This is a genomic window from Luteolibacter luteus (assembly GCF_012913485.1).
GTDB classification, from domain to species: Bacteria; Verrucomicrobiota; Verrucomicrobiia; order Verrucomicrobiales; family Akkermansiaceae; genus Haloferula; species Haloferula lutea.
Genome location: NZ_CP051774.1, coordinates 24,112 through 36,172, shown reverse-complemented (window position 1 = coordinate 36,172; position 12,061 = coordinate 24,112). Strand labels below are relative to the sequence as shown.

9 protein-coding genes are annotated in these 12,061 nt (G+C 63.1%); 7 read left to right on the top strand and 2 right to left on the bottom strand.

Features of this window, described 5'->3' with window-relative positions; genetic code table 11:
* Window positions 1–124: 124 nt before the first annotated feature.
* Both HHL09_RS00165 and HHL09_RS00160 read right to left on the bottom strand, forming a co-directional pair.
* Entirely contained in the window at window positions 125–2,500 is a 2,376-nt protein-coding gene (locus HHL09_RS00165) for a beta-L-arabinofuranosidase domain-containing protein (protein WP_169452483.1), read from the bottom strand.
* A gap of 540 nt (window positions 2,501–3,040) precedes the next feature.
* On the bottom strand, window positions 3,041–3,256 hold the full coding sequence (locus HHL09_RS00160; RefSeq protein ID WP_169452482.1) for a hypothetical protein: 216 nt from the start codon (window positions 3,254–3,256) through the stop codon (window positions 3,041–3,043).
* A gap of 310 nt (window positions 3,257–3,566) precedes the next feature.
* Between HHL09_RS00160 and HHL09_RS00155 the strand changes: the two genes are divergently transcribed.
* From HHL09_RS00155 to HHL09_RS00125, 7 genes are all read left to right on the top strand, one after another.
* Window positions 3,567–4,121: an EF-hand domain-containing protein gene (locus tag HHL09_RS00155; RefSeq protein ID WP_169452481.1), complete on the top strand. Its 555-nt coding sequence runs from the start codon at window positions 3,567–3,569 to the stop codon at window positions 4,119–4,121.
* Between the two features lie 204 nt (window positions 4,122–4,325).
* Window positions 4,326–5,246 carry a hypothetical protein gene (locus tag HHL09_RS00150; RefSeq protein WP_169452480.1) on the top strand — a complete coding sequence of 307 codons (921 nt, stop codon included), beginning with the start codon at window positions 4,326–4,328 and terminating at the stop codon, window positions 5,244–5,246.
* Between the two features lie 4 nt (window positions 5,247–5,250).
* Window positions 5,251–5,967 carry an RNA polymerase sigma factor gene (locus tag HHL09_RS00145; RefSeq protein ID WP_169452479.1) on the top strand — a complete coding sequence of 239 codons (717 nt, stop codon included), beginning with the start codon at window positions 5,251–5,253 and terminating at the stop codon, window positions 5,965–5,967.
* A complete protein-coding gene (locus HHL09_RS00140; RefSeq protein WP_169452478.1) occupies window positions 5,964–6,275 on the top strand; it encodes a hypothetical protein in 312 nt (103 codons plus the stop codon). The genes HHL09_RS00145 and HHL09_RS00140 overlap by 4 nt, the downstream gene beginning before the upstream one ends.
* A complete protein-coding gene (locus HHL09_RS00135; protein ID WP_169452477.1) occupies window positions 6,272–6,664 on the top strand; it encodes a hypothetical protein in 393 nt (130 codons plus the stop codon). Before HHL09_RS00140 ends, HHL09_RS00135 begins: the two co-directional genes overlap by 4 nt.
* Window positions 6,665–6,679: 15 nt before the next feature.
* Window positions 6,680–7,522 carry a hypothetical protein gene (locus HHL09_RS00130; protein WP_169452476.1) on the top strand — a complete coding sequence of 281 codons (843 nt, stop codon included), beginning with the start codon at window positions 6,680–6,682 and terminating at the stop codon, window positions 7,520–7,522.
* Between the two features lie 271 nt (window positions 7,523–7,793).
* Window positions 7,794–11,858, top strand: coding sequence for an MBG domain-containing protein (locus tag HHL09_RS00125; RefSeq protein WP_169452475.1), 4,065 nt, complete (start codon window positions 7,794–7,796; stop codon window positions 11,856–11,858).
* Window positions 11,859–12,061: the final 203 nt, after the last annotated feature.

Genomic DNA, 12,061 nt, shown 5'->3' with positions numbered 1-12,061 from the left:
CTTTCGAGTTTCCCGGTGGCGCGTGGCTTGGTGGGGACGCGCTCCGGGACTGGAGGAAGAATAAGGGCCGGATAATGTCGCGTATTCCGCGTATCCCGCAATAAGTAAAACACGTAGTAGGGGCTCAGTTGCGGCGCAGTTCCAGAAGCCCTCCCGAGAACCCCTCTTGCAACTGGATATCGAGGCGGATCGCCGTGGTCGTCACCGGCTCGAAGCTCACGCGGTTCGGCGCGTCTTTCTCCACGCCAAAGGCCCCCGCGCCCTTCACCGGCTTCCACTCGCCGCCATCCTTGTAGGAAAGCGACCACGATGCCGGCACCCGGCAGCGCCCGGAGCCGCTGTCGTCGAACCAATAAACACTCACCGAGGAAATCTCCTCCGCCTTTTCAAACGACCATTGCAACCACTCCGCGCTGCCCGTGTGATCCCAGAAAGTCATCCGCGGGATGTCCTCGCCGCGCGAAGACGATGGGGCCGCATTCGTCAGGATCGCATCCGTGGCATCCCCGCCATGGTGATGCGAAAAGCTCAAGCCCGGGTCCGGGATCTCCTTCCCCCGCAGCAGCGGGAAAGCCGTGATCCGCAGCGTCTGCGCGCCAAAGGGCACCAGCGTCACCTGCTCCAGCGGTTGATCGCTCGCTGCCGGGCTCTCCGGCACCTCGTCCGCCATCCTCTCATCCCGCACCAAGCCCCACTGCGGCAGACGCTTCGCAGGCACCGTCAGCGTGATCGGCGTGCTCTCCGGCAGCCACGGATTCTCCGGCATCTTCGCACGTTGCAGCTTTACCTGTGCCGCCGGGTTTTCGCGCTCCAGATCCAGCGCATAGTTCCATGGCGTCGATGGCGTCATCTCGATCTCATCGAAGCCGCCGCCGATCTTCGTGAACGTCTTCACCGTCTCCGCGATCTTCAGTGAGAAAACCAAGGGACCACGCCAGATCGCCGCGGAGCCACGATAGCCATTCTCCGTCTTCAGCTCCGCGGGCAGCTCCATCGTCACCTTGTCGCCTGCCTTCCATGTGCGATCCACCGTGAGGAAAGCGCCGCTCTTCACTCCCGCGATCATCTCGCCATTCACCGCCACCCGCGCCTTTGAAGCCCACTCCGGGATGCGCAGCTTCAGCGGAAAGGCCAGCGGCTTCGCCGGATTCACCGTGAAGCGGATCACATCGCTGAAGGGATAGTCCGTCTCTTCCTGGATCGTCACCGGCGTCTTCTTCACCGTCGTCGAAACCTCCGTCGGCCCGTAAGCCACCGCGGCCAAGCCCCCATCGCCCGTCGCCATCCACGCGTGCTGCACATACTTCGGCCAGCCCATGTGCAGGTTGTAGCAGCAGCAGTGAAAGCCCGAGTGCGGGCTCACCAGCAAGTCATCCCCATGGTCATCCGCAAAGGGCAAGGTCCGCGGCACATTCTTCCGCGCCACCGGGACATTCGGCAGCGTGTAATACTGGAATTGCTTGAAGTCCTTCGTCGTCCCGCCGGGCAAGAGATTGAAGGCGATCTTCTCCAGCCGGTCGCCGATCACCGGATCACCCAGCGCTTCCAACGCCACCTCGTTGCTTAGCATCTGCTCGACGATCGAGCACATCTCGATCCCCTGCGTGGTCGAGCGACCCGCCAGCGGCTCCGTGCCGCTCCACATCCCGATCGGCAAGCCATGCTTCTTCGGCAGGACTTCCCATGCCTCGCCGAAGACCGCGCGGTCCTTCGCCTCGCCGGTGCGGACGTAATTCACCACCGGATACTTCATCGCCTGCGAAACATTCACGCCGTGCTCGATCCGGAAATCCTCCGGCGATCCGCGCAGCGTCTGGAAGAAAGGATTCCACCGGTTCGCCTGCTTCCGCAGCTCGTCCACCGTCTCTAACAGAAACTTCTCTCCGGTCCGGTTGTAGAGCCAGTAAAGCGTGTCGATCTGGTCGCCCGCGCGCGCCTTCGCCCACTCCTGCAGCGGCTGCTGCGGCAAGTTCGCATGCAGGTAGCGCGCATACTTCATCAGTGCCGGGATCACACGATCATCCTTCGTCGCCTCGTGGTAATCGCGCAGCGTCCACGTGATCACCATCCGCGGCCACCAATCGTTGTTCGACTTCGGGCCCAGCTGCCCGTCCTCGCGCTGCGTCTTCAACAGCGAATCGATCCACACCTGCGCCTGCTTCTTCAGCCTCGGATCATCCTTCACGTAGGCCAGGCTCACCAGACCGCGCAGATAGTAGGGGCCCTTCTCCCAAGCTTCGCCCTCGCCACCGCGCCAGCCATTTTCCGGACCCAGCTCCGGGATCACTTCTTCCGCATGACCGGTCAGGCCATCCGCCTGCAGCTTCAGCTGATTCTCCAGCCAACCCCGCGCACGGATCGATCCCAGCTCGAGGGCAGTGAACGGCGTCGCCTGCAGCGGTTCGCGATTCGGCACCGCCTCCGCGTGGACGACAGCGGTGGCGAGCATCAGCACGGAAAGGGGGAGGGGTAAGGGGAAGACGGGGCGGGAAATCATCATCGGCACGGAGGATCTTCTTCGGGAAATGGGTCTACCTGATTGGGTTGATAGGTAAAACGAGTTTATTTTCGATTTCCTGTCACTGAGCCCGCAGGGGCATCGGGCTCCAAGGCCCGCCCGCAGAGCGATCTGCTCCGTGCTGCGACCTCCCTTACATGCTCAAGCAGCCGCTAACACCCGGTTTCCCGGCCAATGCGAGCCAGCAGAAAGAGCGGGGTGCTCCCACGTGCGCGGAAGCACCCCCATTTTTTCGCCTGAAATCAGATCTCTCCAAAGGGAGCAAACAACGCTTTCCCTTTTGGCGAGGGGCGACCCGGGGAAGGCCATGAGCACCGGGTCGCCCCAATGCCAGTGCCCGAGGGGGGAATACGGGACAGCACACGTCAAGATGCCGCCATCCCAACTAGCCAACAAGGAGGAAGCATTAGGGATTTCAACTAGATGCGGCCGCTTGACCCGGCTTGGCGCGGGGGTTTTCCATGAGGGTGCGGGCCCCATCCGGGGGGATAACGGCCCGCTACGCTGGCGGTACGGGACTTCTCAATCCCGGCCGCCAGCTTCTTTTTCCATGGGGGCCTCCTCATCCATCCGCCGCAGCATCACGATGATCGCGATGCCCTCTTCCACTTCCTCACGGATCAGGACCCGGTCCCGGTTTGCCGCCAGAAGGTAGTCCTTCGCCGCTTTTACCAGATTCGCCCGCTGGTGCTGGAGCCCGCCTCCTGGAGCAGGCTGCCACGTTTCGCCATGGTTCATCTCTATAGGACGGAAGATATCAGGGGATGTTACTAGGTGGAATGGCAGGCTGGCTCTAGGTCATCGGCGTAGGCGCGGCCCGCTGGAGAACTCGTTTTTCTCCGATTTTTTCCGCTGCTCCCACAAATCGGCCCTCTTCCCCGAAAATTTCGCAATCCTAATTTCCTTTGTAACCTGCTAATTTTCAGCATAAGATTTGCCTCTGCGGGAGCCCCTCCCAAAATTCTGCAAAATTGCAAATTTCAATGTAACCGAGACCCGGGCTAATGCGTCGTTCCCTTTCAAGAACCCGATTCCTCCCTAATCGTCCATGAAACTGCGCCTCCTCCTTCCATTCCTCCTCTGCGGGGTCTGTGGGGCAGTGCCGCCCAGTGCCACGACAGGGGTCCCGGCGTTCCTGGATACGGACAACGACGGGAAGATCTCCGAAGCCGAGCGCCAAGCGTACGCGGAGGCCCGCAAGGCCGCGCGCGAGAACAATGGCAATGCCAATGGCAAGGGGTCGAACAACGGGAACGGAAACAACGGCAATAACGGAAACGGCCAGGGCAACAGCAAGTGGGACACGAATGGCGATGGCGTCGTCGATGACGACGAGCGCAACGCCGCGGTCCAGACGCTGAAGTCCAACCTTGAGAACAAGATCGCCAATCTCTTCCTCGACCTCGCGGGAGATGACGAGCTGCTCAGCCTCGAGGAATTCGCCACCCTGCCGCAGTTCAAAAACACGCCGCCTCAGAAGGCCGCGAATCTTTTCAACATGATGGATGCCGATGACGACGGCCTGGTCACGCTTACCGAATTCTTTCGGGGGATAGGAAGAGGTAAGGGACCGGACAAACCCAAGTCATCCGGCGGATCATAATGATGATTTGAGGGAAGTTTTGGCGCGCAACCCGGGGTGGGATGTTCGTCTTGCTTCTCTCGAAAAACGAGGCAACCCGGCCCTGGCGGCCGGGTTGCCCCCAGCCTTCCGAAAGAGAGAGAAAGTCGCCCTACGAATGATCGACAGAACTGCTGTGTGACCCGGTTTGCTGCAATGGCGAAATTGGTAGCACTTCTGACAGCCGTGTCAGAAGGAGGGACGCTTTATGCCACGCAGTTCGAGGAATTCACCGCGGGCAACAACCGTTGGGGGGGATCAAACGGTTGGGTATCAGACAATACCAAGAGCGGCTCCCAGGGAATCATCCAGGACCCCGTGAAGGACCTGCCGATCGGAAAGGCCGGCTACCTCGGCTACGCCTCGCCGACTTCTAAGATCACGAAGGTCTACCGGACGATCAATCACGACCCGGTCGCTACCGGCTTTCCGAGGATCGAGTTCGATACCCTGCTGGGCGTCCAAGACTCCACCTCCACGAAGCGGGACTATTTTTACGTCTCCTTCTACAACATAGAGGGGTATTTCCTCGCCGCGATCATCTTCGACAATACCACCGGGATGGTGCTCTCCGATGATGGCGTGACGGTGAAGGATACCGGCGTGCCTTTCATCCGCGGCGACCAGACGCTCGGCGTGGCGGCACTCCAGATCCTGACCGTGGCGATTGATTTCGACCGGAACGAGTGGCAGGCCAGTCTCGATGGCATCCCGCTTTTCAGCCAGGCCTTCACCTCCATCCAGAAGCCGCTGAGCTTGGGGCCGCTGGCCTTTGAGTGGGATATTCCCTCCGGTGGCGCAGGTCAGGCCGGTGACAATTGGCTCCTCGTCGCGGACTTGCTGGTGGCCTCCATTCCTCCCGGTCCTTTCGAGCCGCAGTCCTTCGCGCTGAATGCCAGCCGGCAGGCGGAGATCGCGTGGCCTGGCCACAGCGGCTTCGATTACCAGGTCCAGTACTCTCCGGACATGAAGTCGTGGAAGAATGACCTGCCCGGCTCGCTCTTCGCGGCGAATGCCAGCGAGAAGACCCTTTCCTTCACCGATCCCTCCGAACCTTCCCCCGCCTGTAAATTTTACCGGGTCATGAGGACCCCCACCTTCCCCTGAAGCGATGAGCGAGGCCATCCCCAGTTCCGTCTTTGCAGGTCTCGCGTTCCGCGCGGGCTTGATCGGACGTGATCAGGGGCAGCCCCTCCGGAAGCCACAGGTGGTCGTGCTGCCCCGGCAACAAGATTCCATGGTTGAGAATGCGAGCGAAGAGCCCGCTGCGGAGCTCCTCGCGAGGGCCCGCAATGGGGACGAGGATGCCTGTCGCTGGATCGTGACCGTGCTTCACCCGATGGTGAGCCGCTTGGTGCGCGGGCAGATCCGCCGCACTGCCGATCTGGAGGATGTGGTGCAGGAGATCTTCGTGAAGGTCTTCGTGAAGCTGGACCAGTATCACGGTCCGCAGCCTTTCAGCCACTGGGTCAGCCGGCTCAGCATCACCACCTGCTACGATTGGCTGCGCCGTCAGAAGGCGCGCCCCGCGACCATCGATACGGATCTTTCGGAGCCGGAGCGCGTGGCTCTGCAGGGTGTCATGGCCACTACGGATGACCATGAGGCAGGCAGCAGCCGCATCGAGCTCCTTGGAGATCTGCTGGACCGCTTGATCGGTTCCTTGAAGCCGCAGGAGCAGATCATCATCCGCCTGCTCGACCTCGAGGAGAAGTCGGTGGCGGAGATTTCCGAGCTCACCGGCTGGGGTGCTTCGAAGGTGAAGGTCACCGCCTTCCGGGCCCGCAAGAAGCTGAATGAAATGATCCAACGGATGGAGAGGCCATGAACCCGGACACGCATCCATGGAAGAAGATGGCTGCCGCCGCCCGCCGCAGCGGGGAGGGGCATGCGCCATCCGCTTCAGCATCGGCATCGCCATCCGCGCCGGCTCCCACTGCGGAGATTGCCTGGCTGCCGGAGCTGCCGGAGAAGATCCACGCGATGTTCCTGCGCCTCATCTGGCGGCGCTGGTCGATCGCCGCCATCCTGATTTCCGCCGCCGTGATGGCGGCTGCCTGGTTCCATGCCCGCGGGGCCTTCTCCGCGGACCATGATGCCGTGCTCCCCAGAATCCCGATCCCTGCCGCGCCATGATCAAGCCCAGCATCAAAGACCATGCCTCGATCCTGCTGGCGCTGCTGACGGTCTTCGTCTGCGGCTTCGGCGCCGGCCATGTCACCGGTTCGAAGCGTCCGCTCCCGAAGCCGGAAGTCGGCGCGCGTTGGGAAGAAGAGACGTTCTCGATCCTGACACGCACGCTGGATCTGAATGAAGACGAGCTGCAGGTGGTGAATGCGGAGATCGATCGCGCCGCCACCGGCATCCGCCTGAAGCGGGACGAGACGATCCTCGGTTATCACGAGGAGGTCTCCGCGCTCTACGGACGTCTCATCAAGCAGCTCGATGGAGCGAATGCCGAAAAACTGAAGGAGGAGAAGAAGGCCCTGGACGAGAAGATCAAGTCCCTGCGCCCGAGCACCTGAGTCGCATCCTTTTTGATGTCCCAACGCCTCAATTTCATATCCGGAGTGGTGATGCTGGTCGTTGCCGGCACCTCCGTGTTTTTTGTGGTGCAGCGGGAGGAGTTGAAGGATGGCCGCGAGGCTGCGGCCCGGCATGAGGAAGAGGATGCCCACGGCTCCGTGCGGGGCTGGGGTGGCAACAAGATCCGCCAGACCTCCCATGAGCGCCCGCGTGCGGCTACCCGGGAGAGAGCGGATGATGATCTTTCCAATGTCCGGCAGCGCCTGGTGAAGCCGAGCGTGCACGCCGGCCTGGCCGTGGAGGTGCCCGCGAATCATCCGCGCCGTGCCGAGCTGCTGCAGCAGGCGGATGCGGTGGAGACGGATGCGAAGCGCCGCTTGGGCCTGATGACGGACCAGTTGGATCTTACCGATGCGCAGCAGGAGAAGATCTTCCCGCTGCTGGTGCGCAGCTCGCAGTCCTATGATCCCGGCATGCGCATCGTCCTTGGCAGCCATGCCTCGGCATTGCCGTCTTCGGACAGCACGCCGCTGGACCGCTCCTCGGAGCGCGATCTGGTGCAGCAGGAGTTGAGCGGCGCGCAGGAAGATGCCCTCATCGAGCGCCGCATCGGCGAGCAATTGATCTGGGAAGAGATCATCGGGGATCTCACCCGCGAACTGGATCGCGCCACTCCCGGCGAGATCGCGGACGCAAGCCCCGAGCCCGAGCCGGAACGCGCGACGACCGGTGGAGGCATGGATTCCGATCCCGCCGCCGGGACGCCCCCCGCGTCCGATGGCGGGGAGACGGAGACCGAGACGCCGGACTCCCGCGGCGGCAGAAACCTTTTCGACGAGATCGACCCGGGAAATTAATTCCCCGCCCGGGACGATCTCATCCAAGCATAGTAGATCGAATGTCGTAGCACCCCCGCGACTTTCCAGATGCCCCTGCAAAAGGGGCAACCGCTGACCGACCGGGCAGGTAGCAGTGCTCTGCCCCGGCGTGAAGCGGGAGAAAGAAAATGGTGCTCCGGAGAGGGCATCCCGTGGGCTGCCGTTCCGCTTCAGGGCGTGCCGGTGGCGTTAGCCGTTCGAGGCCTGGCAGCAGGCCCTGTCTCATTCACATCCGTCTCAGACCGTCTTCATGAAGTCCTGTTCGCCCTTCGCGGGTCGATCATTCCGTTTCGCCGTCGTCTTGTGGTGCTTCGCCCGGGCTTTCGCGGCGGAGCCTGCCTCCTTGGCGCAGATGCTCGCCCAGCCAAACGGAAATCTGCGCGATGATGCTTCGCGTGCGCGCATTGCCACAGCGGTGAGAGGTGCGCAGTCACAGCGGCTCGCGGAGGCACGCCAGCGTGCGGCGGAGCGGAAGCTGCCACTCCGCATCCAGCGCCCGAATGGCGTGCTGCAGGAGATCGAGGGCTTCGAGGGCGATGAGCCGCGCTACCGCAGCACGCATAATGCAAACGCTGCAATTAGCACGGCGGCGAATCTAACAAGAACTGCATTTGCAGTAGATGGCGACGGCTTGACCATCGGCCTCTGGGATGGCGGCTCGGCGCGCGCCACGCATCAGGAGTTTGGCGGCCGTGTGGTGGCGATGGATGGTGCGGCCTCCGTGGATCACGCCACCCACGTGGCGGGAACGCTCGCCGCCGCAGGCGTGGTGGCAAATGCGAAGGGCATGGCTCCGGCCATCACGGTGGATAGCTACGATTGGAACAATGATGTTTCCGAGATGACGTCCCGCGGGGCCAGCGCGCCGGGGCAGGAGGGGAAGATCTACCTTTCAAACCACAGCTATGGCTTCATCAGCGGCTGGAATTATGTGGACGATGGCATCCGCGTGTGGGAGTGGAACGGGAACGGCACCACCAGCACGGGCACGGAGCAGGACTTCGGGCGCTATAGTACTTACGCGCGGGACCAGGATGCGCTGGCCTTCGCGGCTCCCTATTACTCGATCTTCCGCAGCGCGGGGAACGAGCGCGTGGACAATCCCGGGCCGGGCGAGAACGTCTCGCTGGCACCCGCCAGCGCACAGGTGGTCAGCTATGACCCCGCGCTGCATCCGGCGGGAGATGGCGATTATCACGGCGGCTTCGAGACCATCGGCTTCGAGTCGCTGGCGAAGAACGTGATCACCATCGGCTCGGTGACGGATGCCGTGACCGGCGGCACGCGCGATGTGGCGAAGGCGAATAGCAGCACCTTTTCTTCCTGGGGGCCGACCGATGATGGCCGCATCAAGCCGGACCTGGTGGCAAACGGGGATGCGCTCTATTCCTCGCTGAATGGCAGCAATACGTCCTACGGTACCTATAGTGGCACCAGCATGGCCACGCCGAATGCCGCGGGCTCCGCGGCGCTGCTCATCGAGCTCTACGGCCGGCTTTTCCCCGGGCAGGCGATGCGTGCCAGCACGCTGAAGGGCCTGCTGATCCACAGTGCCGACGATCGCGGGAATCCGGGGCCGGACTACAAGTTCGGCTGGGGTCTGGTGAATGCGAAGGCGGCTGCGGACCTGATCAACGATCACTCGGCGAATCCGCTGAGGAAGCACGTCACCGAGTCCTCGCTCGGCAGCAGCATCGCCAGTCGCACCGAATCGATCGTCTGGGACGGGGTCTCGCCAATCGTGGCCACGCTGTGCTGGACGGATCCCGCGGGCTCTTCCACCAGCACTTCGGACCTGCGCACCGCGCGCCTGGTGAACAATCTCGACCTGAAGATCACCGGCCCCGGAGGCGCGGAGTATCTGCCCTATGTGATGCCCTTCGTGGGAGATTGGTCGGAGGCGTCCATGGACTCCGCGGCTACCACCGGGGTGAACCATACGGATAACGTCGAGCAGGTGCGGATCGCCTCGCCGGGAGTCGCGGGCACCTATCAGGTCACGGTTTCCTTCTCCGGCACGCTGACGAACGCGGCGCAGAATTACTCGCTGTTGATTTCCGGAAGCGCCGCCGAGGAGCCGCCGCTGCCACCACTTTCGCTCACCGCGGTCAGTCCGGCCAGCGGCTTTCCGGGCACGGCCACGATCGAGGTGACGGGGGATGGCTTCGGCACCGGCACCGGCCTGAAGCTGACGCGCAGCGGCCAGCCGGATATCGTGGCGACGGATCTCCAGTTGCTCGGCGTGACCTCGCTGCGCGGGCAGTTGAATCTCACCGGTGCCGCACCGGGCTTGTGGAATGTGGTGGTGACGGATGCCGAGGAGAGTGCGAGCCTGGCAGATGCCTTCACGGTGGTCGGCGCGCTGTGGAGCGAGTCCTTCGATGGCACGGTGAACGGCTGGGCCTCGCAGGCTGGCATGGGCGGGAATGCGTGGATGTTCAGCACCGCGGCCAGCCATTCTCCGCAGACCTCGTACTTCGCACCGGCTCCGGAAACGAAGTCCACGGTGGCATTGGTCACGCCTTCCATCGTGCTTCCCGCGAATGCCAGCAACCTCCAGTTCCGCTTCTGGCAGAGCTACAATTTCCAGAACGCGCAGGATGGCGGGAAGCTGGAATTTTCCGTGGATGGCGGCGCTTGGTTCGAGGTTTCCAGCGCGAACTCGGGACTCGCCTTCGCAGCGAATGGCTACAATGCCACCATCGCCGCGACGGGTTCGCCGAGCTTGCGCAGCGAGTTCGCAGGACTCCCGGCATGGTCGGGGAATAGCAATGGCTTCTTGGAGACGGTGGTGAATTTCACCGATACCGCGAAGTTTGCCGGCCACGCGCTGCGCATGCGCTGGCGTCTGGCCACGAATGGCTCAATCGCCAGCCCGGGATGGTATCTCGATAGCATGGTGCTGATCGGTGGCGGGGATCTGGTGAACCAGGCGCCGGTGGTGACGGATGCGGCGGACGCTCCGGGCACGGAAGCCGTGACGGATGCGGATGGCAGCATCTTCCACATCGTGCGGGGTGCCTCGGCGCCGCTCACCGTGGGCTGCACCGACGACGGCGGGGAAGAGGCATTGACCTACTTGTGGTCGGTCGCCAGCGGTCCCGGGGACCCGGTGGGCTTCTCTGCGAATGGCAGCAATGCGGCGCAGCAAAGCGAGGCGAGTTTCCACGCCCCGGGCGATTACCATTTGTCCGTGCTGGTCACCGATGCCGCGGGCCTGACCGCCACCAGCGATGTGAAGGTGCGGGTGGTGCAGACGCCGTCCGATCTGGCGGTGAGTCCGGCATCAGCCGTGGTGCCGGTGGGCGGGATGCAGGCTTTCACCGCGACCCTGCACGATCAATTCGGCGCGGTGCTTTCGGATGTCAGCGCGGTGTGGTCGGAGAATGGCGGCGGCAGTATCAATGCCGCGGGCATCTTCACCGCGGCCACCACGGGTGGTCCCTTCGTGATCTCTGCCACGGCCGCCGGGTTCACCGCCACGGCATCGGTCACGGTGACACCCGCTGCCGCATCGGTAAGCATTTCCGGCTTGGCGCAGGTTTACGATGGTAGCCCGCATGCCGTGAACGTGACGACCGATCCGGCGGGCTTGCCGGTGAGGGTGACCTACAATGGCTCGCTCGAACCGCCGGTGAATGCGGGCAGCTATGCGGTGGAGGCGAATATCACGGACCCTTCTTATCAAGGCTCTGCCAGCGGTGTAATGGAGATCGCGAAGGTGCAAGCCGACGTGGTGATCGGGAATCTTTCGCAGCCCTACGACGGCACGCCGAAAACCGTCACCGTCACGACCGATCCCGCGGGCCTCGAGGTCGCGGTGACCTACGATGGAAGTAGTACTCCGCCCTCGGCTGCCGGAAGCTACGCCGTGGCCGCCACCATCACGGATCCGAACCACGAAGGGCAGGGGACTGCCGTCTTGGAAATCACCGGCAGCAACTTCGCCAGCTGGCAGGCCGCCCATTTCACCGAAGAGCAGGTCGCGGCCAATCTCGCCGCAGCCGGGGAAGATCCCGACCACGATGGTCTCGCCAATCTCGCCGAATATGCCCTCGGCAGCGATCCCTTCGCCTTCACCCCGGGCCCTGCCATGAGCCTGGATGAAACCCACCTCATCCTCAGCTTCGAACGCCCCGCCGGCATCACCGATGTCGAATGCATCGCCGAGTCCGGCTCCACCCTCGGCGGCTGGGAACCCGTCGTCCTCGAGCTCATCTCCACCGCCAACGGCAGGGAAACCCTCCAGGTCAAAGTCCCGCGCCCCCCCGGACCCGGGAACCTCTTCCTCCGCCTCCGCTTCGAGTTCCACTAGAACACGCTCCTCCGGAGCGCCCTAACAAAAATGTAGCGGCGCTCTATGAGCGTCGGTGATTGGCGGCACGGGCCGCATCGATGGATTCACCTCCCACGCTCCTCCGGAGCGATCAGGATAAAAAATGTAGCGTCGGTCTATGACCGTCGGTGATTGGCGGCACTGGCCGCATCGATGGATTTACCTCCTACGCTCCTCCGGAG